Here is a 24,598-nt window from a genome sequence, read left to right on the forward strand (position 1 = left end):
TATGCGTACCCTCACCACCTCCATCGTCGCCGATTCGGAGCAATGTGCATCGAACCGGACTCATTATGAGGCCCTGACGGCCGACCTGGACAAGCATCTGGCGTGTGCGCGGGCCGGAGGGTCGCCGGAATCCATCGCCCTTCACAAACAACGCGGCAAATTGACCGCACGTGAGCGAATTACCGCCTTGCTGGATACGGGTGCCCCATGGCTGGAACTCAGTCCGCTCGCGGCTTCGGGTATGTATAACGCTCCCATCCCGGGGGCCGGTCTTATTACCGGTATCGGCTACGTGGCAGGCAGACCATGTGTCATCGTTGCCAACGACGCGACGGTCAAGGGTGGAACCTATTTTCCCATGACAATCAAGAAACACCTCCGAGCCCAGGAGATAGCCTTTGAGAATCGGTTGCCCACGATTTACCTCGTGGATTCAGGAGGGGTGTTTCTCCCCATGCAGGCCGAAGTCTTCGCCGACAAGGAGCATTTCGGGCGCATTTTTTACAACCAGGCCAGGATGTCGGCACTCGGGATTCCGCAGATTGCCGTCGTGATGGGGATGTGCACCGCTGGCGGCGCGTATGTGCCGGCGATGTGCGATGAAAATGTGATCGTGAAAGGAACCGGCACCATTTATCTCGCGGGACCGCCGCTGGTCAAAGCAGCGACCGGCGAGGATGTGAATGCTGAAGAACTCGGCGGTGCCGATCTCCACACCAGACTGTCGGGCGTGAGCGATCATCTTGCGGAGGACGACAGAGAAGCCCTTGAGATCTGCCGCTCGATCATCGACACGCTGCCCCGCCGGCCTGCATTGCGTAGACAGACAATCGAGGAACCCCGTTACCCGGCTGTTGAACTGTATGGCCTCATTCCAAACAACCCGCGTCATACCTTCGAAGCTCGCGAAGTCATTGCGCGCCTTGTAGACGGCAGCCGGTTTCACGAATTCAAGAGCCGGTATGGAAAAACTCTGACGTGCGGCTTCGCGCGTTGGATGGGCTGCCAGGTCGGCATTCTGGCAAATAACGGCGTCTTCCTGTCCGAAGGTGCCTTGAAGGGCGCGCATTTCGTGCAACTCTGTGCTCAGCGACGCATGCCCCTCATCTTCCTGCAAAACATTACCGGCTTTATGGTCGGCAAGGACGTTGAGGCGCGGGGGATCATCAAGGATGGCGCGAAGATGGTGCAGGCGGTGGCGACGGCCGATGTCCCGAAACTGACCGTCATCATTGGCGCGTCTCATGGGGCCGGCAACTATGCGATGGCCGGAAGAGCCTATGGTCCCCGGTTTCTGTTCGTCTGGCCCAACGCACGAACCTCCGTCATGGGAGCACAGCAGGCGGCCCAGGTGCTGCTGACCGTCAAGCAGCAGCAGCGAGCCAGAGACAACGCCGTGCTGTCGGAGGACGAGCAACGAAAGATCACCGATTCCACCCGGACGCAGTACGAGCAAGAAGGCAGCCCCTATTTCAGCACCGCCCGCTTGTGGGATGACGGGATCATCGATCCCATCGACACACGGAGAACTCTTGGCTTCTGTCTGGACGTCGTGATGGGAGTCCCGATTCGCGGATCACATCCACCGGTTTTCCGCATGTGAGGCGCCGATGGCTGAACAAGCCCCGATCCTGGTCGAGTCCAGCAAAGGTTTGACACGCGTCACCTTGAATCGCCCGGATCGGCGAAACGCGTTCGACTCGAAGATGATTCACGCACTCCTCGAGACGTTCGACGCGTTGGGACGGGACTCCTCGGTGCGGGTCATCATCCTCGAGGGGAGCGGCTCCACGTTTTGCGCGGGGATGGATCTGCAGTGGTTCGGAGCAGATCGATCCATTTCCGTGACCGAGGCGCAGCGGGATGCCGAGCGGTTGCTCGGGCTGTTCCGATGCATCGACGAATGCCCCTGTCCGGTGATCGGGCGAATCCATGGATCGACATACGGCGGAGGGATCGGATTGATTGCCGTGTGCGACATCGCCGTGGCCGATACGGCTGCGACCTTCGTTTTCAGCGAAGTTCGACTCGGTCTTGTTCCAGCGGTGATCGCGCCATTTGTGATCCGGAAAACTGGTGAGTCGTTCGTGCGGCGGTTTTGCCTGACCGGGGAGCCGTGTTCCGCGGCGACCGCCCGAGAATTCGGTCTGATTCATGACGTTGTCGAACCCGCTGCGCTCCATGACCGCATCACCGCCCTGGCAGAGATGATTATGCCGCTCGCACCGGCGGCCGTGCGAGACACAAAAGCCTTGGTGCGCCGGCTGCGTTCCATGAGCGATGAGGAGAAATGGAAAGCTGCGGTGGCAGCCAATGTGTCGGCCCGTTTGTCTAGCGAGGCGCGGGAAGGACTCCTGGCCTTCAGCGAACGGCGAACGCCGGTCTGGAACGACGCGTCGAAGGAAAACGCAACCACGATTACCGGCTGAAGTGACATCATGCCCCACCGTCACGGACATGCGGCGTCCATCCGCATTATCGAAGTCGGTCCAAGGGATGGACTACAGCATGAGACGGCCATCGTCTCGACGGAGGCAAAAGTTTCGTTTGTGAATGCTCTGTCCAGAACCGGAGTGACGGAGATCGAAGCCGGATCGTTTGTCTCACCACGGGCAATCCCGCAACTTGCTGATTCCGACGAAGTATTTCAGAGAATTCAACGCATGCCCGGCGTGGTGTATTCAGCGTTGGTTCCGAATGAGCGGGGATTGGAACGCGCAAGAGCCGCACGGGTAGACAAGATTTCGGTATTTGCGGCCGCTTCAGAAACCTTCAGCCGGCGGAATATCAATTGCTCGATCCGTGAGTCGGTCGAGCGGTTTAAGCCGGTCGTCTCAGGCGCCAAACGAGACGGCATGGCCGTCCGCGGGTATATATCCACCGCGACCCATTGTCCCTTTGAAGGCCCGGTTCGTCCGTCACGTGTCGTGGAAGTGATGCGACAGTTGCTCGATCTCGGTGTCGATGAGATTTCGCTGGGTGAGACGGTCGGGAAGGCTGTACCCCGCCACATACGGTTCCTCTTGGATGCAGTCAGACCTCTTACAGTCCCGGCTGCGTTTTCACTGCATGTCCACGACACCTATGGGATGGCCGTCGCCAACGTGCTCATCGCCTGGGAAGAGTATGGAATCGAGGCGTTCGATACGTCGGCCGGCGGACTAGGCGGCTGTCCTTACGCGCCGGGAGCATCGGGTAACGCGGCGACCGAAGACGTCATCTATGCCTTGAAGGCTTCCGGCGCGTCGGTTGCGGGGGATGAGTGGATGGTCGTAGCGGCGGCCAAACAGATGGAAGGCATATTGAACCATACTCTTCCATCACGATTGTCGCGTGTCTCACACATTCATCCATCTTGCGAGCCGGTGCCATGACGCGAATCGCCCCACCGATGACGCGCGAAATCAACCGACCACTCGTTCTTGCCGGCCAGGTGAAAGCGAGGAATGTCCGCGCCATTTCACGGCTGATCACCCTGCTGGAGATCCAGCATCCTGACGGCACAGCGGCCCTGCGAGTTCTCAACAGCAGCGCAAATGCGGCAACCGTGATTGGAGTAACCGGGTATCCCGGATCTGGGAAAAGCACTCTCATCGATCGCCTTGTCACCGCCTACCGGCGGCTGGGAATGAAAGTCGGGGTTCTGGCGGTGGACATCAGCAGCCACATCACCGGCGGCGCACTGCTGGGCGACCGTATCAGAATGCAGGACCATGTTCCTGATTGGGGCGTGTACATCCGGAGCATGGCTACCCGCGGATATGCCGGAGGACTCGCGAGAGCAACCGGCGATGCCGTGGTTGTTCTCAAGGCGGCGGGGTACGAGGTGATCTTGATTGAAACAATCGGGGTCGGCCAAAACGAAGTTGGCGTAATGACTGTTGCTCAGACGGTTCTTGCGGTCATCGCGCCTGGGCTGGGAGACGAAGTCCAAGCGATGAAAGCCGGTTTGCTCGAGATGGCACACATCGTCGTCGTGAATAAAGGAGACCATCCAGGGGCAGATTCGACCCTGCGAGACCTGCGCGGGTGCTTTAAGGCGGTGCTTCGTACTGTCGCCACAACGGGCGAAGGCGTCACGGACCTTCTTTCCGCCATCGCCGAGCATCAACGGGTCCGATTCCCGCAGTCGGCCGAGACCGATGAGGAAATGAATAGATGAGAGGAGAGATCCTACTGAATCTATCCGCCGGCAACCCTAAAAGGCGCTCAAGAGAAGAACCATTCAAACAAAGGAGTTTCTTGGTTCGAACGGTGAGCGACCGGCCCAAGCATAGTTTGGGTTAGCCGACAGGACCACACAACGTGCCGTATGGAGGACGCCATGCTTCATCAGTTATTGACAATCTCCCACCATGTTGCACGGATCACGTTGCACAATCCTCCGGCCAACGTGATCAACATGTCTCTGCTCAAGGAACTTGACGGCGTACTGAACGAGGTCGAGCAGGATGATTATGTCCGGGCCATGATCATCACCGGGTCAGGGCGCTTTTTTTGCGCCGGAGCAGACATTCACGAATTGACGCGCCTGAACACGGTGCACGCGGGAACTGAGTTTGCCTTGCAGGGGCAAGCGCTCTTGAATCGCTTCGAACGTTGCAACAAGCCCATCGTCGCAGCCATCAATGGCACATGCGTGGGCGGCGGTCTTGAACTGGCGCTCGCCTGTCACATCCGGCTTGCCGCGGAACATGCCACGTTCGCCTTACCGGAAATCAGGCTGGGACTCATTCCCGGATTTGGCGGCACACAACGACTGTCGAGGGTCGTAGGTGCGTCCAAAGCCGCGGAAATGATCCTGACCGGGGAGACCATAGCGGCAGGGGACGCGCTCGCGATCGGATTGGTCAGCCGCGTCGTTTCCTCTCATGAGCTGTATGCGCAGTCGGAAACCACGGTGGCACTGATGACCGCTTGCGGAGCGCCTGCGGTTGAGGCCGCGCTGCATGCCATTAGAGGTGGACTCGACATCCCCCTTTCCGAAGGTCTCGCACGGGAAGCAGAATTGTTCGGAGCCTTGTGCACCACAGCAGAAAAGCAAAAGGCCCTTCGAGCGTTTGTCGAAAAACGGCGGCCCCGGATGGTTGAAACCGAAGTATGAGTCTATCGAGGTAGAACGGTCTTGCAGACTCGGTCACCGAACGCGTGACTCTCCGAGGAGAGGGTTCCATGCTCGCAGCTCGCCTCGCTCGATATTGTCGATCGCTGCGCTACGAACGTTTGAGCGACGCCGTGATTCACGAAGTGAAACGGCGCGTGCTCGACAGTCTGGGTTGCGCGCTCGGGGCCTGGAGCGCTCCGCCTTGCCGCATTGCCCGCCATCTCGCGCAGCGGGTCACGATCACAACGGGTGCGACGCTGTGGGGCACCGCGCACAAAACGCTGCCGGATCTTGCGACCTTCGCCAACGGCGCATTGGTTCGTTATCTGGATTTCAACGATACCTACCTCGCCAAGGAACCGGCTCATCCTTCCGATAACATTCCCGCTGTGCTTGCAATCGGCGAAGCCGTTCACGCGTCAGGCCGGCGCGTGATCGAGGCCATCGCGCTCGCGTACGAAATTCAGTGCCGGTTCTGCGACGCTGCGGCACTCCGGCCCCGTGGGTGGGATCATGTGACCTACGGTTCGTTCTCCTCCGCACTCGCTGCCGCCAAGATTTTGCAATTCTCGAACGCACAGGCGTTTCATGCCGTCAACCTTGCCGGCGTCGCGAATGTGGCCCTGCGGCAGACACGAGTCGGGGATTTGTCGATGTGGAAAGCCTGCGCGTTTTCGAATGCGGCCCGTAACGGCATATTTGCCGCCATGTTGGCCAAGCATGGCATGACGGGACCCTCACCGATTTTTGAAGGGGAGAAGGGCTTCATGAAACTCGTGTCCGGGCTGTTCGACCTGTCGCCCTTTGGAGGTGACGACGGCGAATCTACATCGTCCGGTTCAGACTCGTTCAGGATTCTGGATACCTATATCAAGCGCTACCCGGTGGAATATCACGCGCAAAGTGCAGTGGAAGCCGCATTGGAGCTTCGATCCGACTTGATCCAGGCTGAAGGCGACCAGGCTGTCGAGCACGTATCGGACATCGAGGTTGGAAGCTACGACGTCGCTATCGAAATCATCGGGCGCGATCCGGAGAAGTGGCAGCCGTCGACGAGAGAAACGGCGGATCATAGTTTTCCCTATTGCGTCGCCGTGGCGCTCTTGGACGGCCGTGTTTCGCTGCGGTCCTTCGGCCGTAAACGATTGCAGGACGGCACGCTGAGAGAATTGATGAAACGAGTCCGCGTCGTGCGACTGCCTGAATTGGCGGATTGTTACCCCAAGACCATGCCGACACGTATCACTGTCAGGACGAGAGCTGGAAAAACCTATACGAGACAGAAAGATATTCCCTTGGGCCATCCGGCAAATCCCATGTCCGATAGGGAACTGGAAGCAAAGTTTCGGCGATTGGTGTCCGGGCGACTGGGGCGGGCCCGCATTGACAGGCTCATCCAACTCGTTTGGACGCTGGAGCGGCTCAAGGACATCGGGATGCTGATGCCGCTTTTGCGGATCAACGCTCGATCCTAGATTTTTGTACTCTGAAAAGGCGCCAACCATGGAGCAAAAAGGGCAGACGAAAGCTTCCAGATTGCGTGAATTGCTGGCCACTCGCACAGTCGGCATCCCGGGAGCGTTCAATGCCTTGATCGCGATGCAAATCGAAAAAGCGGGCTATGAAACGGTCTACGTTTCGGGGGCGGCATTGTCCGCCTGCCGAGGAATCCCAGACACCGGCCTCCTCACACTGTCCGATGTTGCGGCCGAGGCAGGTCGCATCGCGCAAGCGGTGTCCATCCCGGCGATCGTCGATGCGGATACGGGATATGGCGGTCCTATGGCAGTTCGAGAAGCGGTAACAAGCTTTGAGAGGGCCGGTCTTGCCGGCATGCAGATTGAAGATCAGGAGATGGCCAAGAAATGCGGCCATCTGTCGGGAAAACGGCTGATACCGGTTGCCGAGATGGCCTCCAAGATCGAGGAGGCTGCGCGGGCCAAAATCGACCGCGATTTCATGATCATCGCCCGTACGGATGCTCGGGGTGTAGAAGGACTCGAGGCCACCATCACTCGAGCCGCAACTTACGCTGAAGCCGGAGCCGACGCCTTATTCCCCGAAGCCCTGGAATCGGCCGACGAATTTCAGACGTTCGCAAAGGAGGTGAAGAAAGCGGGGATAGCCTTGCCGCTGATCGCGAATATGACCGAATTCGGGAAAACACCGCTTCTGAGCTGCGGCGAATTTGAAACCATGGGCTATCGCGGCGTGCTCTTCCCCGTTACGACATTGCGAACCGCCCTGCGGGCCATCGGTGAACTGCTTGCGGAATTGAAGCTGTTCGGCACTCAACGGGACTGGCTTCATCACATGATGACACGACAAGAGCTGTACGATCTGCTTCGCTACACGGAATCCCTCGAACGACGGGAAGGGAGGATGGATGGGAATGGCAATGAGCAGGCAGGCGATTGAAGCGCAGACGAGTCGATCCTACAGTCCGGGCCTAGAAGGAGTGATCGCCGGGGAATCGGCGCTCTGTCTTGTGGACGAGGGAGAAGCAGGCCTTCTCTATTGCGGCTATGCGGTCGACGACTTGGCTGAACAGGGCAATTTCGAGGAAGTCGCCCATCTTCTTCTGTTCGGCAACCTTCCGGCTCGCAAGGAGATGAAAGACTTCTCAGCTCAATTGGCAAGCCACGCCGTGCTGCCTCTTCCTGTCAACGCGTTTCTCGAAATGCTGCCCTCCGATTCTCATCCGATGGACGTATTGAGGACGGGGGTGTCGCTGCTGGGGATGGTCGATCCTGAAACGCATGACAACTCGCGTGCGGCGAATGTCAGGAAATCCATTCGTTTGCTGGCGCAAGTCCCGTTGCTGACCATGGCCGCGTATCGTGTTGTGCATGCAAAACCTCTCCTGTCTCCACGTGCCGATTTGAGTTTTGCTGAAAACCTGCTCTATTTGCTGACCGACCGGAACGGTGACGACCAGGCGCGGGCCATGGCTCGCGTCCTTGACGTATCGCTCACGCTGTACGCGGAGCATGAATTCAACGCGTCGACCTTTGCCGCCCGGGTCACAGCCTCAACGATGACGGATCTGCACTCAGCAGTGACTTCGGCCATCGGCACGTTAAAGGGGTCGCTTCATGGTGGAGCGAACGAGGCCGTGGCGAAGATGTTTTTCGAAATCGGCATCCCCGGCAGAGCCGAAACATGGATCCGCGATGCGCTGGCAAGGAAGCGCCGGATCATGGGCTTCGGCCACCGCGTGCTCAAGAAAGGCGATTCGCGGTCCGCCATTATTCAACGCCATGCCGAATCGTTGAGCCGAATCTGCGGCGACCATCGTTGGTACGAGATTGCGGTCATCGTCGAGGGTATCATGCGAGAGGAGAAAGGCTTACACCCCAACCTCGACTTTTACACGGCGGTGGCCTATCTGCTGATGGGCATTTCCCGCGAGCTCTACACTCCGGTATTTGTGTGTTCCCGTATCACCGGATGGTGCGCCCATGTCATCGAACAGCAGGACCATAACCGATTGATGCGGCCGCGCGCGCAATACACAGGACCGCGGAGGAGGGAGTATGTCGCCCTTGATCGCCGTGCCTGACCCTATCGCGCAAGCGCGTCATGTTCCAGGGCTCTCACCAGCACTGCCCTGGAGCTCGTTTAGCGAGTTCTTCATCTCCCGCGTGCATGACCGTCTGTTGGTCAATCGGCCGTTCCTAACGTATTGCGACGACGACCGGACCGTACGTTACACATACACCTATGGGGAATTCGGCACGGTTGTTGACGGAGCGGCTGCCTTCCTTCGCCACCAAGTCGGTCTTCGCCGGGGGGACCGTCTTGCGACGATTCTCTTCAACCACGACATCACCGTCGTGCTGTATTTTGCCGCATGGGTTGCTGGAGTGGCGGTCGTCCCCATCAACATCGAAGAGCCTCCGGACAAAAAGCGATACATTTTGGAGCATTCGGAGGCAGCTGCGGTGTGCTGTTGGCACAGTTGCGTTGAAGAAGTACGAGCACATCAGCGTGACGTTACAACCTTGCGGCGGGTGGTCGCGGTAAATAACGACGGCTTCATTCGCAACGACGACGAGCTTGCGCACGGGTTGCCATGCGGCTCGACCTCGGGTCACTTGGCTCACGCCGGGTCACTGGGCGACGAAGCGCTGGTTGTCTATACATCCGGCACGACAGGGGCGCCCAAAGGGGTGGTCCTGACAGTCGATAATTTGTTGACCGACGCCGATGCGATCGCTGACTGCCACGGGTTCGGCGCCGACGATCGTCTGATGTGCGTGCTTCCGATTCATCATGTCAACGGAACGGTGGTGACTGTACTGACCCCGTTCTACTGTCAAGGCAGCACGGTCCTGAACCGCAGGTTCAAAAGCAAGGCTTTCTGGCGCAAGCTCCATGAAGAACGCGTGACGTATGTCAGCGTCGTCCCCACGTTGCTGGAATTTTTATTGGATGAAGACGAGGATCTGTCGTCATACCACTTGGACCATTTTGGCGGGTTCATCTGCGGCGCAGGCCCTTTGCTTAGAGACACGGCGGCCCGGTTCGAAGATCGATTCCGTTTTCCCATCCGTCACGGCTACGGCTTATCCGAAACCACCTGCTATTCTTGTTTTTTGCCGAATGATCTTTCACCCGATGAGCACAGCCATTGGATCAGAGATTTCGAATTTCCCTCCATCGGTGTCCCATTGAAGCACAACGCGATGGCGATCCTGGACCGCGACGGCCGTCTCCTTCCAGAATTGACGCGAGGAGAAATTTGCATCCGCGGTGGAACCGTATGCGCCGGCTATTTCAAGAGAGCCGACGTCAACGAAGAGGCGTTCAAATGGGGTTGGTTTCGTTCCGGCGACGAAGGCTTTTATGTTCGAGACAACAGAGGCAGACCATTCTTCTTCATTTCCGGCCGTCTGAAGGAACTCATCATTCGAGGCGGTGTCAATATCTCTCCTCTCGAAATCGACGACGCATTGAAGAGTCACCCGCTCGTGCTGTTCGCGATGGCTGTTCCGTTCGACCACCGATACTATGGGGAAGAAGTTGCCGCCTATGTCGTACCGCGGGATCATGGGCTCCCCCCCACGGAGGTGGATGTGCTCGCACACTGCCGCCGATTATTACCATTTTCCAAGTCGCCCAAAGTCATCGTGTTTGGCAAGGATGTTCCCTACACTTCGACCGGTAAAGCCAAACGACTGGAGTTGAAAACCTGTCTAGCTTCCCGTTTGGCTGTTTATAGGAATCACCAATTCACGGAGTAGCGTACTCGAGGAGAGTATTCATCTGCCCCATATTGCCGGCTTGCATACCCCTTCTATATTTATCTACGTGGTTAAATACGGTTGACTTTTGTCCAATGACTTTCGTATACCATCCGCGTCTGGAGCACGTGGGTACATATGAACTTGCTAGCCGCAAGGCAAGTAACAGCATATTGTTTGATTGCTTGCATCCTCGCTATGGGGATATTAGCCTCCATTCACTCTCCGTCTCACCTGGCACAACATTCTAAGCATCAGCACCAAACACATTCCAATTCATTTTGCGCGTGGCTGTGTATTGCTGGCCAGGCCTCTGAATCTTTCGGGCCGGAGACTCTTAGGGATTTGGCACCAGCTCGTATACTTGACACCTTCGCGAACAGTCAGACCCTCGCTTCGAACCTAGCCTTTTCGTCTCCGCGTGCTCCCCCTGCGATAGTTCTCTAGTTAGCATCACAACCAATTTCAACCGGGACACTTCCTAGTTCGTCTCTAGGCTCCACGTATTAATTGTTCAGGAGCTGCTTTGCGACTGGTGAGTCGCATAAACCCATGCATCTCATTGCACTCATAATCCTTGGTGTATCGTTATATGCACTCGACGCAAGTAGCATGGGAAGCCGCGTGCCTCTCGTAGGCTCTTTGGTTGAAGAATTTCAACTGCCAGATCTAATGGGACAGCATCATCGCATTAGTGATTATCGTGGGAAAATTGTGCTGATGAACTTTTGGGCCACTTGGTGCAAGCCCTGCATTACGGAAATGCCGGCACTCCAAGCGTCTTACGACAAACTAAAAGATACGGGGTTCGTTGTCCTCGCTATCAATGAACTGGAGGATGAGAACCAAGTCCGGGACCACGTCCGACAATACGGCCACACATTTACCGTCTTGTTAGACCGGCAAAATCGAATTGCCAATCAGTTCGGAGTGTACGGACTGCCGGTAAGCGTCTTTATCGATGCGGACGGGCGAGTACGAGAATACATCAAAGGCGGATTGTTAACCGAAGGGAGAGTCAGTGAAATCGTTTCCCGTCTTCAGGAGGGACAATCCGCATCCCATGCTGCGCCCAGGTAAAGCCATGACAGTGAACTCTAAGCGCGGGCGGTTCTCATGCCTATTGGGACTGTATTTGCTCGTACTCAATTCGGTGATGGCTGCTCCGAGTGTGGCTCATTCAATCGAGCACGCCCATCACTCCAATACCCACAGCATGGCTCTCTGCGCGTGGATCTGCGGAACGGGACAGGGTGTTGAATCCGTCTATCTTGATCTTGATGCACCTAACGGCTATTGGCGAATTAATGAAGTTTTTCCAATCGAGAAATACGACCTTCCCACGGTCTTAGAGACGTTCCTCCGAGGACCACCAGAATCTCCTCTCTAGTCAACTTCTGAATAGCTTAATCGTTCCGGCACCGGCGATGCAGATAGCTGCGTGGTCCGTTGTGCATGCAGAGGATCGTCCTATGACGTCTTGTTTGCAAAAGTGCGCTCTGCTTTTGGTCAACCTGCACCTCATGGTCATCATGTCCGGACCTCTGACTGTTGAGGCTTCTTGCGGGTCGGTGAGTTGTTTTGTGGTGATCGGCTCGCAGCAACAGATCTCCCCGAAGGGACTTCTGACCGTCAATCTCTTTTTTAACTACACGCCATCTGAGGCCCCGCCGGGGCAAGGAGGAGGGATTCCGTTCGCCAATCAAGAATTGAAGACTCTGACCTTGGCCAATATCGATGTGCAACAGATCAGAACACTCGTGCGCACCGCCACATTGGACCTGAACTATGGCTTGACCGAGCGCCTGGGACTTGAAGTGGCGCTGCCCTACAAGATGGTGAATGCAGATGCCAATCTGGGACAAGTGAGTTCGGTGCCATATTCGGATAAGGGCCTCGGCGATACGCTCGTCAAACTCAAGTACAACGTGCTTCCAACTTTAAGGAGCATGTTGGTCTTCGATTTCGGCGTGAGCATTCCGACAGGCGACTACCAGCAGCGGGCAACAACCGGAAATTACGCTGAGTCCACACTTCAATTGGGTAAAGGGGCGGTTGGGTTAATACCTTCCTTTTATCAGACGTACGAAATTATCCCCCATCGTCTGAATCAATACCTCCAGGGAAGCTACCGACATACTTTTCGCAACCCCGACGGTTATCAGTTCGGTGATGAATGGTCCTTAAATGGCGGCTTCAATGTCATTCCCTTTCAGGCGACCTCCTGGCTGGTTCTGATTCAACAGATGAACTACCGCTATACCGTACATGACAGTATGGAGGCGTCGCTTTTTGTATTTGCGCCGGCTCCCATTAACCGTCCCATCCTTCTCGATTCCCGGATAACCAACCGGCCTGTTCCAACAACGGGGTCTACGTTCCTCGCGTATTCACCAGGCATCATGTTGAACCTTTGGGATTTTGCTCAAGCGTACTTCATTGCACAGATTCCGGTTGCTCGGGATTTTAATGGGAACCTCGAGCAAGGACAAAGTTATGTGTTTGGATTCACCAAATCGTTCCAGGTGTTCAGTGGCTCATGAAACATCTTTGCAACACGTCGCCATCGTCTCCACGGTGTTGATCCTATGAAACATTCCGCCCTGTGTTTCGCATTATTGTTATTCCTGCAATGGAGTGCGCTCATTGGGTGGGTGCCAGCTGCACATTGTGGAGAACAAACAGGGAAGCCGGCGCATTCACACAGCCATTGTTTCGCTCAGTGTCAGAGCATCGACGACCATGATACAGGCATCCACATTGAACCGTTGTTTGTCGTCGTTGTCGAACTTGAGTACTTCTTTTCGCCTGAACGAATAGGTCTGCATGGATTCAAGCCGGATCGTCCGCCGAGAGGCCCCCCAAGATCATCGCACAGAGTTGACCATCATTGAGCGCATCACACACAAAGCTAATTTTTGTCTTCCTGACGGATGGAACTGAGAGAAAGGGATTGGGCTATGAGATCCAACAATCGTGTGCATATGTCGTACAGACAAGTCAGCCTTCTGAGCATTCTGTTAATCGGTCTAGCGAGTTGCAGCTCCAGTGATGATGGCGGCAGTACCCCGCCATCGTCATCATCGAATTCGAACAGCAGTGCGGCACTTCAAGGGCCGCTGGTGTTCGTGAACAACACCGGCGATAAGACGTTAACGAGTGTGTCGCTCAAAGGGGATTCTGGCAATGCCGTCGTCGGCACCCTTGATGCCGCGAAGTTTGAGAATGTCGCATTGGGTGATATGCAATTCTCCGAAGGCGAATGGTTATTCATGAATCTGGGGGCGGCTAATAAGGTGGCGGTCATCGATCCCCTGACAGGCGCCACGCCGATTCATGAAGCGAATATTCCGACCGGGACGCGCCCCGTTCATATCTATCGCGATACGACCGATGGTGAAGTGATCTGGTCGATGAATGACGGCGATAATGCGCCGGCCACGACGACTCCCGGTGATGATCTCATCAACTGTGCCACGCAGACCGGCAGTTCCGTCACCATTCTGCATAACTCGCATCTTGGTCCGGGCGCGAATGTGCCGACTGTTGAGAAGACTATCTGTCTCTTAGCCGATGGCCACCATGTGACGGCATTTTCATCGGGAGCCGGGGTGCTCAAAAGGGCCTTTGTTAGCAGTGAAACGAGTGGCGAAATCGCTGTAATCGATAACGAACCTGCTTCACCGGCAAAATGGACAGTGATCAAACGCATCGATCTTTGCAATCCAACGAAGGAGACGAATGCGGCAACCTGCAATGATGAATCCGCTACTGCGGCGACCGCACCCTTTACATCGAATAATGCCCATCCCCACGGCATTCGATGGTCACAGCTTACGAAGAAAGTCTATAGCATTCAGGAAGGGTACAATCAAATAGCCGAAGTCGACCCGACAAGTTTTACTGTCACCAATACCTTTGATTTGAACGGCACTCCGTATACGTCATTCGGCATCAATGCCGACGGGCGATTTTTGCTGCTCCGTGGTCAAACCTCCGCACCGCAATCCACCAAACTGGGAGTCCTGGACCTAAGTCAGAGTCCGCCGGTCCGGACGGATTTCACAATTCCAGAACTCGCGGGAACTGCACCGGGTTCATTTAAGTTCTCCGTCGACGGAAAGAGGTTATACATCCTGGCAGGTAACACGGCAACCGCCACGAAAAAGGACCGCCTGTTTGCCTTCGACGCTTCTATGCTTACTGCCGCAACGCCATCATTGACGTTGCTCAAAGAGGTACCCTTAGCGGCAACCGGTGGACACAATATGGACGTCCTTGTACAAGGCGCCGGAGAAGCCAAATACGTGGTTGTTTCAAACAGCACTGATAACTCCATCTCTATCATCAGTGCAGCGGACAATCTGGAAAAACAAAAGGTAGCGGTAGGCCCTGCACCTGGAGCAGTGATGATCTACTATCCAGGAGCTGCCGCGTCGGGCAATCAGTCTATCGCATCTATAGTGAGCGGATCAGGAACAGTATCGCCTCAATTAGCTGAACGGTTGGACGATCACGGTATGCCAAATTGAGATAACCAGGGCGGGGAACCCTCATAAGGGTTTCCCGCCTTGAGACTATCCACACGAACTAGAAATGATCCGTCAGCGTGATCACGATGATTCGCATCGCAGACGTTGAGGAAGATAGTCATGAAGTTGGATATGAACAAGACACTTCTACATGTTGGAGAAGCAGCAGAATGTCTCGCGGTAGCCGGTGGACGATCTATCGTTGGTTAGAAGAAGGGAAAATTGCGTGGTACTAAAATCGGTAAGAGCAGCCTATGGGACGTAGGTATTCCGTTCGAACGTCCTGAAATCCAGCGGCTTTGAACCATTGCCTGTATTCCTTTTTGCGCGGAAAGAGCATCCACATGCACGCGATCCAACGAATGACAGGATCCGCTGGCTCCACGGACCAATCATCAACGCAATACCGTTGGCTTTGATGACGCGGTAGGCTTCTCGAATGCCTTGCTCTGGGTCCGGCCAATATTCAAACGCTTCCGGCAGAGACATACCGATCGAACCGGTCGGTCTCACAAGGGATTTGCTCCGCATCACCGATGCGAGAAGATACAGGCCTTCAGTTCCGGCTTGGCTTTGCTTTTTTCTGCTGATGAGGGCTTTAGTCGATACATATGACCTACCTTGCGTTCACCGACTTCACGATCCTCAGCATCGCAAATCCGGTTCCTGAACCGACATCAATCATATGTAGCTCCGGATTGTCCAGTTGTGCCAACGTCAGAGCTTGACTTCTCATCCGCTCCGTCCAGAACAGTGGATTAACGTAGGCGTCGTAGACAATAGACAGGATCGGTAGAACCAATACGCTGCTTTTTTATGTTGGATCAAGGGCATTCCATCACCTACAACTCCGGATACTGTTTAGCAACTCCTTCAAAATGCCGAACGACTGCCTGGATTGTGTTAAACAATGTCGGCATAGACAGCTGAGACCAGTCGTGTCCTGTAGCATCTCGTTGCCGCCTCTTCCTTCACGAGACAGCTCGAAGCACCAACACGTGCTTTTGCCCTTGGCAAGGGCGCACTCATTCCACTGACGACAGAGCGGGCAGCGGGATGGATCGAGGTCTGAATCAGCCAAAGCGTTCCTCACCGAACTGCCGGCGAGCCACTCGCGCGGCCCCGACCATATTAATCAGCGCTGTCTGAACTTCCGGCCAACCTCGTGTCTTGAGTCCGCAATCCGGATTCACCCACAACCGTGTGGGAGGCAGAATCTTTCCCGCATGGACCAGGAGATTGGCCATTTCTTCTTTCGTCGGAACTCGCGGCGAATGAATGTCGTAGACACCCGGACCGATCGCGTTCGGATACTGATAGCGGATAAAGTCGCCGAGCAGTTCCATTCTTGAGCGCGAGGTTTCAATCGAAATGACGTCGGCATCCATCTCGGCGATTGCCTCCAAGATGTCTCCGAATTCTGAGTAGCACATGTGAGTATGGATCTGGGTATCGTCTCGCACCCCGCTCGTGGCCAACCTGAAGGCGTCGACGGCCCAGCGCAAATAGCTCCTCCACTCGGCACGCCGTAACGGCAGTCCTTCTCGCACCGCAGGTTCGTCTACCTGGATCATGGCGAGACCGGCCTGCTCCAAATCCGCCACTTCGTCTCGGAGTGCCAGAGCGATCTGCCGGCAGACGTCCTTCCTGGGCACATCGTCGCGGACGAAGGACCACTGTAAGATCGTCACCGGGCCAGTCAACATTCCCTTCATCGGTCGCCGGGTCAACGATTGAGCATACGTCGACCATTCAACTGTCATCGAACTCGACCGCGACACATCGCCGAAAATGACTGGAGGTTTCACACAGCGCGACCCATAGCTCTGTACCCAACCTTGCTCCGTGAAGGCGACCCCCTTCAGGTGTTCTCCGAAGTATTCGACCATATCGGTGCGTTCGAACTCTCCATGCACCAGCACATCCAAGTTGATCGCCTCCTGCTTCTCGATGCAAACCCGTGTCTCCTTTTTCAGAAAGGCCTTATACTCCTCAGCCGTCATTCGGCCGGATCGCCAGGCAGCCCGCGCTGAACGAACATCGCCTGTCTGAGGAAATGACCCGATCGTCGTGGTAGGAAATAGCGGAAGTTTGAAGCGCGCGTGTTGTACACGATGGCGATCCGCAAAGGGCGATGCCCGGTGAAGGTCGGCCTCCGTTACTCCCTGTATCCGTTTTTGTACTTCTGAATCATGAATGCGTGAAGATTGAGCTTTCGCCGCGCGCATCGCTCTTGAAGCCAATACATGCGGGGCTATTGGATCGTCGAATCGTCCGCCATCCGCTAATTGACAAACTTCGGTGAGTTTCTGCTCCGCGAAGGCCAGCCAACTCATGAGGTCCGCATCGATTTTCTGTTCAGACTGAACATCGACGGGTACATGAATCAGCGAGCAGGAAGGTGCGACCCACACCCGATGGGCGCCAAGTGACAGCACCGCTCGATTGACCATTGCTCGTGCAACATCAAGATTCGTTCGCCAAATGTTTCGCCCGTCCACAACACCCAAAGACAGACACATCGAAGAAGGCAGTACCTCCAACAACGCGCTTAATTGCTCTGGATGCCGCACAAGGTCTATGTGCAAGGCGTCACAGCCCGACTGAATCGCAACCGAAAGATTGTCCTCCAGCGCTCCAAAGTACGTGGCGAGAAGGAGGCGAGGTCTTGATGGGCACTCTGCGAGTTGTGCGTATGCCAGACGATAGGCAGCCTTGGCGCGGTCATCCAGGTCAAGGACAAGACAGGGTTCATCGATCTGCAACCATGTGATCTCTCGTTCCGCAAGTTCGTGGAGAATCCGTTTATACACGGGCAGGAGATCGCCGAGCAGATCCAGTGGTATGGCATCCTGCGTCTTGCCGTCTTGCAACTTTGACAAGAGCAGAAAAGTCACTGGGCCGATGATAACCGGGCGAGACTCGATGCCCAGTCTTCGGGCTTCCTCGATCTCCGCGTACAATTTCGCTGCATTGAGCGAAAACTTCTGCGTCCGTTCGAGTTCCGGCACAATGAAGTGATAGTTGGTATCGAACCATTTAGTCATTTCCAGAGCCGATAGGTCGAGGCCTTTACTATCTTGGTAGCCGCGCGCCATGGCGAAATACCGCGTCAGTGGATCGGCGATGGCTTGATAGCGTTGCGGCACGGCGCCCACCATGACGGCAGCGTCCAGCATGTGGTCGTAAAGCGAGAAGTCCCCGACGGGAATGTGATCGATTCCGGCGCTTTTCATGGCCGACCAATGCCGGCGTCGAAGGTCGTAGCCCGCCTGAAGCAGGTCTGCGGCCGTGCGTTTCCCCGACCAGTATGACTCGAGCGCATACTTCAATTCCCGGGCGGCACCAATTCGAGGGTAGCCCAGGCAGGTGGCAAGAATAGACACGGAGTGATTCCTTTCTTTTGATCGCTCAGTGGCGATCCGTATTGTTTGTTCGCTCTCAAAAGGCCGCATCGAGGGTGACGGCTCCCGTCGCGCCTACCTGATAGGCGGACACGCGGCGTTCGAAAAAATTCGCGATCTCTTGAACGTCCTGCAATTCCATGAACGTAAAGGGATTTCTTGTACCGTAGTGCTTTGGCAATTCGAGCATCACCAGACGCTGATCCGCCACGTATTCCAAATAGCGCTTAACGTCCGCCGGTGACAGACCCGCGATGCCTCCCCCAAGCAGATCTTCAGCGAATCCGATTTCACAAGCGACCGCCTCTTCGATCATCGTGATGACATTCCGCGCGAGCGACGCGTCAAACAGCTCAGGCTCTTCCCGCCGGATCTGTTGGACAACCTCAAAGGCGAAGGCCATGTGAGCGCTTTCGTCACGAAACACCCAATTGGTTCCTCCCGCCAATCCGTGCAGAAGGCCGCGAGACCGCAGAAAGTACACGTACGCAAACGCGGCAAAGAAGAAGAGCCCTTCGATGCAGGCCGCAAAGCCGATGAGGTTCTGCAGAAACAGCCGGCGTTCGTCTCGGGTATGCAAGACGCTCAGATGCTGAAGGGAGTTCATCCATGTGAAACAAAACTCTGCCTTGCGGCGTATCGACGGAATGGTTTCGATGGCGGCGAATGCATCGTGCCGTTCAGCGGCGTCCGGCACGTAGGTATCCAGCAGGGTCAAATAAAACTGAACATGGAGGGCTTCTTCGTACAGCTGCCGCGACAAGTACATCCGCGCTTCCGGCGCATTGATGTGTCGATACAGATTCAGGACCAGGTTGTTGGCGACAATAGAATCCCCTGTAGCGAAGAAGGCAACCAGGCGCTGGACGAGATGACGTTCGGATGAATTCATCTTGCTTCGCAAGTCGTCTACATCTGTTGAAAAGTCGACTTCTTCGACTGTCCAAGTATTGCGGATGGCGGCCCGATACATGTCAAAAAACACTGGATAGGTCATCGGCCTCAGCGTCAGACACATACCAGGATCGAGGAGTCGTGCCGGGCGTTCGACATATTTCATTGGCAGGCCTCGCAGGATCCTGGATTCTCCAGGGAACAGGCGATGTCTCGTGCGATATCATGCTTCGACGGTGAGGTGGTGTTCGGCGTGGACGCGGAGGCCATTCTGCCACCCTGCAAGTCAGCCGATGCGGCATCGATGGTGGCTTTTGCGATCCGTGTGGCAGGACGCGAACGAAGGTAGTAAGTCGTTTTCAGACCTTTCTGCCAGGCATAAAAGTACATGCTGGACAGTTGCCCGATATTCGGGTTTTCAATGAACAGATTCAGCGACTGGCTCTGATCGATGAATGCCCCGCGATCCGCAGCCATATCGATTAATGATCGCATCGGGATTTCCCAGACGGTGCGATACAGCAGACGCAAGTCATCGGGAAGATCGTCGAATGATTGAACCGATCCTTCGGCCATCTTCAATCGGTTACGCATGACTTCGGTCCAAAAGCCCCTCAGTTTCAGATCGGAGACCAGATACCGGTTGACCTGCAGGAAATCACCGGACAAGGTTTCCCGCTTAAATAGGTTGGACACTTGCGGCTCGATGCACTCATAGCAACCGGCAATAGATGCAATCGTCGCGGTCGGTGCGACCGCTATAAGAAGAGAATGCCGCAAACCGTGTGTGCGGATACGAGCTCGCAAGGCTTCCCACCGTTCCGGCTCGGAAGGGGAGACACTCCAAGCATCGAACTGGAGCTGACCATCTGCGGCACGCGTTTCGTCGAAGGCAGGATGACGACCCTTGGTCATCGCCAGATCCATCGAGGTCGACAGGGCATGAAAATAGATGTCCTCGGCGATGCGACAAGACAATCGCCTTGCTTCTGCGCTGTCGAACGGCAGCCGCAACTGAAAGAACACGTCCTGCAGGCCCATCACGCCGAGGCCGACCGGCCGCCAGCGAAAATTTGAAGCCTGGGCCGCAGGAATCGGATAGAAATTCAGATCGATGACGCGATCGAGTTGATGGACCGCCGTCCGAACGGTCTGCGCCAGCTTGGTGAAGTCGAACGATACCGTCCCGCCAGGCTCGGTGAAGAGGTGCCGAGACAGATTGATGGACCCGAGGTTGCAGACCGCGGTTTCGTTTTGGGAGGTGACTTCGAGAATTTCCGTACAGAGGTTCGACAAATGGACCGTGCGCCCGGATCTCGCGGTCTGATTACAGGTCCGATTGGATGTGTCCTTGAACGTCATCCATCCGTTTCCAGTCTGTGCAAGGGTGCGCATCATCCGCGCGTACAATGTGCGCGCCTTCACTGCCTTGACGGCCTGTCCATCGCGTTCAGCCTGCTCGTAGGCCTGCACGAAAGCGTCTCCGTACAAATCGGGGAGTTCAGGGACGTCTTTCGGATCGAACAGGCTCCAATCTGCATCCTGTTCCACGCGTTCCATGAACAGATCCGGAATCCAGTTTGCGAGATTCAGATTGTGAGTGCGAGCAGCCTCGTCACCGGTGTTATCGCGCAGCTCGAGAAATTCTTCGACGTCGGCGTGCCATGGTTCAAGATAGACGCAGCAAGCTCCCTTGCGTTTTCCTCCTTGATTGACCGCCGCCACGGAGGCGTCGAGCGTCTTCAGCCAGGGAATGATTCCGCTGGAATTGCCGTTCGTGCTCTCGATGAGCGAACCGCGGGAGCGGACGCGATGATAGGCCAGGCCGATACCGCCGGAAAATTTCGACAGCATGGCCACGTCTGTGTATCGCTGGTAAATCTGTTCCAGAGCATCTTCCGGCGAATCGAGAAGGAAACAGCTGGACAATTGCTCATGCCGCGTTCCGGCGTTGAAGAGGGTGGGAGAGCTCGGCAGATATTCCAGGACGGACATCAGCCGGTACAATTCCAGGGCATCGGAGACCGTTTCAGACAGTGCGCAGGCAATACGCAAGAAAAAGTGTTGGGCAGTCTCGATGACTTGCCGGCTGATCGGATGTTTGAGCAGATAGCGGTCGTAGATGGTGCGCAGGCCGAAGTATTCGAACTCCCGATCCCGCGCCGGCGTGATCGCATCATTCAACTTACGGGCGTTTTGAGAAACGAACGCCGCGAGGCGACCATTGATGAGTCCAAGGCGTTGCCCTTCTGCAATGGATTGCGTAAAGGCGTGGATCTCCTGATTGCGGACTTCCTTATCGATGTAGGTCGAGAGCAGCCGTGCGGCCAATTTGGAATATTGCGGCTCTTCTACAATGAGCCCTGCGGCCGTTTGAATCGAGAGACGGTCGAGTTCCCTGGTCGTCGCGCCATCGTAGAGTCCGCTGATCGTCTTGGTAGCAATTCGTAGCGGATCGATATCCGTCAAACCGGTGCAACAGCGTTCGACAGCGCGAACGATCTTCATTACATCGACGGCCTCCATCGAACCGTTGCGTTTGCGCACACGCATCGTTGAAGGAGACGAGGATGTTCCGCTGTCATTGGCCCGGTGCGCTGAGGCTGCAGGAGAAACGGATTGGGGATCTACCTGCTGGGCGGGATCGTTGGCCATAATGCCTCCTCGTTCGGTGGTTGCGCAAAGGATGTACCCTTGCGGGTTGACCGTGAGGAGCCGACATCAGCTAACACTGCCCTTTGAGACGACGCCAGGGCGTGTAAAGCCGACCTTCACCCCCACGGGTGACGGGAAGCTATGAAAGGGGATGGTCGTGAACCGAGGACGGAGGAAGGAAAGAGATCCGTACCAGCTCAGACCCATGGCCCTCCCACGAGGCTTCCAGGTCAAACCGACATCGGTTGTCTCTCCAATGTCAGATGCTGGCAGGTCTTCGGGCTTGCGAGCGTGTCGGCGTATGCCGCGTTCCTACTCTCCACCGCTTCCCAACTCTGACGAGTCAGTGCGAAGGTGGAGTCGTTCTCGCTTACCGCTGCGGGGCAGCCCCGGATTCACACCGGGTTCCCTCTTCGTCTCCGAGTATTTCGGAGAACCAGCACGGGGCGGGAGTCTATAGTCGATTCCGAGCGATGTCAAGACATACTCCGCGCTGTTTGTGTCTCAATGGTTACGTTGGAATGTCGCGTACACCATCATGAGCTTGGTTTTGCGAGTGGTAGGAAAGTTTGACGACGTCACCGTCCTTTACGATCGAGTGTTCCGATCCGATCCGTCTGTTCACAATAATGACGACTTCACGATCGATCACGAATGGGAGGAGCGCCCCCAGTCGAGGGGGATGATCTTCGATCAATTTTTTCACGGTGGTGGGCAGTGATGTCTCAATGTCCAGTTCATGCTCATCCAGTGCGGTTCGTAACGTCAGTCCAAATATTAAGACTTTAATCATGAGGCCTCGGATGCTTTCGGTAATGGTTGCACTGGCGCGATTCTCTCATGAGCCTTTGTGAATAATCGGATCGAGATTGAAGGCGATGCTGATACGAGGAGCATTCCCCGTATACCGCGTGACTGCGTGAAACAGCCAGCCGGGAAACAGCAGGCATTGGCCGGCTGAGGGGGTAAACGAGACACTCGCTCCTGCGTCATGGAGCTCTGGCACGCTGTATCGGAGATATGGGGCTAGCATGCGCGGCAGACATCCTCGCGGATCATAGAGTTGCAATTCTCCGCCATTTGCTCCCTGTGAGACGTCGCCCACGTCGATGTAATACACGCCGGACCAAAAACTGCCGGGATGTGGGTGGCAAGCATTGCTGCCTCCCTTCCGCTGTACATTGGCCCACAATTCGGCTACTCGCCACTCGGGTTGCCGCGCGTGGAGACTCGATCGTTCTGACAACTCTGTCATGCACGTGGCGACTTGGGTGACCTGACCAAGGAGAAGCTCAAGCGGATCGGCAGCCCATTCCAGCATGGAGAGATCATGAGGAGACGACCATCCGACAACCTCGTCGTCTGAATAACTCGGTTGAGAGGTTTCTCGTTCGAGGATAAGACGAGAAAGCTCGGCGTTGATGCGACGGTGGTCCACAACGGTAAACACCAGCAGCGGCGTGGCAAAGAGTGGTCTGATGGAGATTTCGTTTTCAGGCGTCACATTGCCGACCGATCCCGTGGTCCATCGAGGTTCCCGGACGAGGAGAGGATCAGCCGAAATGTGTGTGGATTTCGGACCGACCTGCATCCCCGCGGATAACGAGAATCCTTGTGAAGGGGATGTGGTCGTGAACTTAGAACGGAAGAGAAGAGACGAGTCCGTACCAGCTCAGACCCACGGCCCTCCCACGAGGCATCAAGGTCTAACAGGCACCGGTTGTCTCTCCGGAGCCGGATGCTGGCAGGTCTTCGGGCTTGCGAGCGTGTCGGCGTATGCCGCGTTCCTACTCTCCACCGCTTCCCAACTCTGACGAGTCAGTGCGAAGGTGGAGTCGTTCTCGCTTACCGCTGCGGGGCAGCCCCGGATTTGCACCGGGTTCCCTCTTTATTCTCTGAACGATCTCAGAGACCAGCAACGGGGCGGAGTCTATATTTCTGAACCAATTCAAGTCAAGGACATGAATGGCTGAACTGATAGCGATCATCATTAAATCAGTGAGAGAGCCCTCACACGAAAAACTGTTCGCGATCCAAGCCATGAAAACACGGGCGAAGGAATTCGGCGGCTCATCGAGCCGTGTCGATCTTGCCTGATGACTCACTCGTCGTCCGCTCATAGACCAGCGCGATGCGCTGGAATCTGGCAGAGAAGATGGAGATTGGTACTGCCGGCGCTACTTGATGGCGATGCTGGATCGTGCATGCGCGATGCTCCTGCGCAGGGGGGGTGCTACCACGAAAATAGAGAGAAGGACTTCATGAGCAAGCTTTTGACGATGAACGAGGCAGCAGGGTATTTAGGCGTGTCGAAACTCACGCGCATGGTTGGGTACCAGCTTATAAAGTGAGCTTCATCAAGGTCGGTCGATTCGTGAAATTTCGACATGAGCACTTAGGCAAGTGGGAATTCCTTATGATGCTAGAGGAGTACGGGCAGTGCGGCTAAAACCTTAAGCGAGAGTCTATCACCGCTAAGAAGGTCTGACACAGTTCAGGTTCTTCCCCCGCCCGCTGTCAAGCTGACCTTGCAGAGAATTGCAAAAGTGCGTAGCCTGTCGACTAGGTACGTCTTCACCGGCGAGAGGAAACCCATTTATCACATGATAAGATCATTGCAAGGTAGCTCTGGTGAAAGCCAGCATTCCTGATTTCGGATTCCACGATTTGAGGCATTGCGCTTCCACCAACCTAAGAAGGGTAGGGGTGGACACGGCACCGGCAATGCACAAGTGGGGCACAAGTCTGAGAAAATGTGGAAAC

The 24,598-nt window shown here is 55.8% G+C and carries 20 protein-coding genes and 2 riboswitches; of the genes, 13 read left to right on the forward strand and 7 right to left on the reverse strand.

All coding sequences use genetic code 11. The features are described 5' to 3' along the window. Position 1 precedes the first annotated feature (1 nt). The 11 genes from W02_RS02345 to W02_RS02395 all read left to right on the forward strand — a co-directional run bounded on the left by W02_RS02345 (position 2) and on the right by W02_RS02395 (position 12,893). Positions 2-1,603, forward strand: coding sequence for a carboxyl transferase domain-containing protein (locus W02_RS02345; protein ID WP_173044431.1), 1,602 nt, complete (start codon positions 2-4; stop codon positions 1,601-1,603). A 7-nt stretch (positions 1,604-1,610) separates the two neighbouring features. Beyond that, positions 1,611-2,429 carry an enoyl-CoA hydratase-related protein gene (locus W02_RS02350; protein ID WP_173044433.1) on the forward strand — a complete coding sequence of 273 codons (819 nt, stop codon included), beginning with the start codon at positions 1,611-1,613 and terminating at the stop codon, positions 2,427-2,429. A 9-nt stretch (positions 2,430-2,438) separates the two neighbouring features. Continuing rightward, positions 2,439-3,374, forward strand: coding sequence for a hydroxymethylglutaryl-CoA lyase (locus W02_RS02355; RefSeq protein ID WP_173044435.1), 936 nt, complete (start codon positions 2,439-2,441; stop codon positions 3,372-3,374). Further along, a complete protein-coding gene (gene meaB / locus W02_RS02360; protein WP_173044437.1) occupies positions 3,371-4,162 on the forward strand; it encodes a methylmalonyl Co-A mutase-associated GTPase MeaB in 792 nt (263 codons plus the stop codon). Before W02_RS02355 ends, meaB begins: the two co-directional genes overlap by 4 nt. Before the next feature lie 162 nt (positions 4,163-4,324). After that, entirely contained in the window at positions 4,325-5,104 is a 780-nt protein-coding gene (locus tag W02_RS02365) for an enoyl-CoA hydratase-related protein (RefSeq protein WP_173044439.1), read from the forward strand. A 68-nt stretch (positions 5,105-5,172) separates the two neighbouring features. Beyond that, positions 5,173-6,579, forward strand: a complete 1,407-nt coding sequence (locus W02_RS02370) for an MmgE/PrpD family protein (protein ID WP_173044441.1) — start codon at positions 5,173-5,175, stop codon at positions 6,577-6,579. A gap of 28 nt (positions 6,580-6,607) precedes the next feature. Further along, positions 6,608-7,522 carry a methylisocitrate lyase gene (gene prpB, locus W02_RS02375; RefSeq protein ID WP_173044443.1) on the forward strand — a complete coding sequence of 305 codons (915 nt, stop codon included), beginning with the start codon at positions 6,608-6,610 and terminating at the stop codon, positions 7,520-7,522. Beyond that, positions 7,497-8,666 (forward strand): citrate/2-methylcitrate synthase, encoded by a 1,170-nt coding sequence (locus W02_RS02380; protein WP_232068624.1) that lies wholly within the window; start codon positions 7,497-7,499, stop codon positions 8,664-8,666. The genes prpB and W02_RS02380 overlap by 26 nt, the downstream gene beginning before the upstream one ends. Continuing rightward, the gene (locus W02_RS02385) at positions 8,641-10,350 is read left to right on the forward strand and encodes a class I adenylate-forming enzyme family protein (protein WP_173044445.1); all 1,710 of its coding nucleotides are present in this window, start codon (positions 8,641-8,643) and stop codon (positions 10,348-10,350) included. Before W02_RS02380 ends, W02_RS02385 begins: the two co-directional genes overlap by 26 nt. A gap of 624 nt (positions 10,351-10,974) precedes the next feature. Further along, complete coding sequence (locus W02_RS02390; protein WP_173044447.1) at positions 10,975-11,430, forward strand: TlpA disulfide reductase family protein; 456 nt, start codon at positions 10,975-10,977, stop codon at positions 11,428-11,430. Between the two features lie 392 nt (positions 11,431-11,822). Next, complete coding sequence (locus tag W02_RS02395; protein ID WP_173044449.1) at positions 11,823-12,893, forward strand: transporter; 1,071 nt, start codon at positions 11,823-11,825, stop codon at positions 12,891-12,893. 156 nt (positions 12,894-13,049) lie between these two features. On the opposite strand, the gene W02_RS21715 is transcribed toward W02_RS02395, so the two are convergent. Further along, entirely contained in the window at positions 13,050-13,178 is a 129-nt protein-coding gene (locus W02_RS21715) for a hypothetical protein (RefSeq protein ID WP_255458554.1), read from the reverse strand. A gap of 132 nt (positions 13,179-13,310) precedes the next feature. Between W02_RS21715 and W02_RS02400 the strand changes: the two genes are divergently transcribed. Further along, the gene (locus tag W02_RS02400; RefSeq protein ID WP_173044452.1) at positions 13,311-14,882 is read left to right on the forward strand and encodes a hypothetical protein; all 1,572 of its coding nucleotides are present in this window, start codon (positions 13,311-13,313) and stop codon (positions 14,880-14,882) included. Positions 14,883-15,720: 838 nt separating this feature from the next. On the opposite strand, the gene W02_RS21945 is transcribed toward W02_RS02400, so the two are convergent. The 6 genes from W02_RS21945 to W02_RS02430 all read right to left on the reverse strand — a co-directional run bounded on the left by W02_RS21945 (position 15,721) and on the right by W02_RS02430 (position 23,339). Beyond that, positions 15,721-15,975, reverse strand: a complete 255-nt coding sequence (locus tag W02_RS21945; protein WP_370467953.1) for a cysteine-rich CWC family protein — start codon at positions 15,973-15,975, stop codon at positions 15,721-15,723. Beyond that, entirely contained in the window at positions 15,956-18,268 is a 2,313-nt protein-coding gene (metE, locus tag W02_RS02410; protein WP_197742116.1) for a 5-methyltetrahydropteroyltriglutamate--homocysteine S-methyltransferase, read from the reverse strand. Before metE ends, W02_RS21945 begins: the two co-directional genes overlap by 20 nt. A gap of 55 nt (positions 18,269-18,323) precedes the next feature. Further along, a complete protein-coding gene (locus W02_RS02415) occupies positions 18,324-19,346 on the reverse strand; it encodes a ribonucleotide-diphosphate reductase subunit beta (protein ID WP_173044458.1) in 1,023 nt (340 codons plus the stop codon). Further along, the gene (locus W02_RS02420; protein WP_173051331.1) at positions 19,343-21,733 is read right to left on the reverse strand and encodes a ribonucleoside-diphosphate reductase subunit alpha; all 2,391 of its coding nucleotides are present in this window, start codon (positions 21,731-21,733) and stop codon (positions 19,343-19,345) included. The genes W02_RS02415 and W02_RS02420 overlap by 4 nt, the downstream gene beginning before the upstream one ends. A gap of 352 nt (positions 21,734-22,085) precedes the next feature. Then, positions 22,086-22,291: riboswitch (cobalamin riboswitch) on the reverse strand. 55 nt (positions 22,292-22,346) lie between these two features. Beyond that, positions 22,347-22,628 (reverse strand): MoaD/ThiS family protein, encoded by a 282-nt coding sequence (locus tag W02_RS02425; RefSeq protein ID WP_173044460.1) that lies wholly within the window; start codon positions 22,626-22,628, stop codon positions 22,347-22,349. A gap of 45 nt (positions 22,629-22,673) precedes the next feature. Then, positions 22,674-23,339 (reverse strand): 2OG-Fe(II) oxygenase family protein, encoded by a 666-nt coding sequence (locus W02_RS02430; protein WP_173044462.1) that lies wholly within the window; start codon positions 23,337-23,339, stop codon positions 22,674-22,676. Between the two features lie 221 nt (positions 23,340-23,560). After that, a riboswitch (cobalamin riboswitch) is annotated at positions 23,561-23,767 on the reverse strand. Positions 23,768-23,800: 33 nt separating this feature from the next. Here W02_RS02430 and W02_RS21720 point away from each other — a divergent pair. Continuing rightward, positions 23,801-23,932, forward strand: a complete 132-nt coding sequence (locus W02_RS21720) for a hypothetical protein (RefSeq protein WP_255458555.1) — start codon at positions 23,801-23,803, stop codon at positions 23,930-23,932. The last annotated feature ends 666 nt before the right edge of the window (positions 23,933-24,598 follow it).

Origin of the sequence: Nitrospira sp. KM1 (genome assembly GCF_011405515.1) — a bacterium.
In the GTDB taxonomy this organism is placed as follows: domain Bacteria; phylum Nitrospirota; class Nitrospiria; order Nitrospirales; family Nitrospiraceae; genus Nitrospira_C.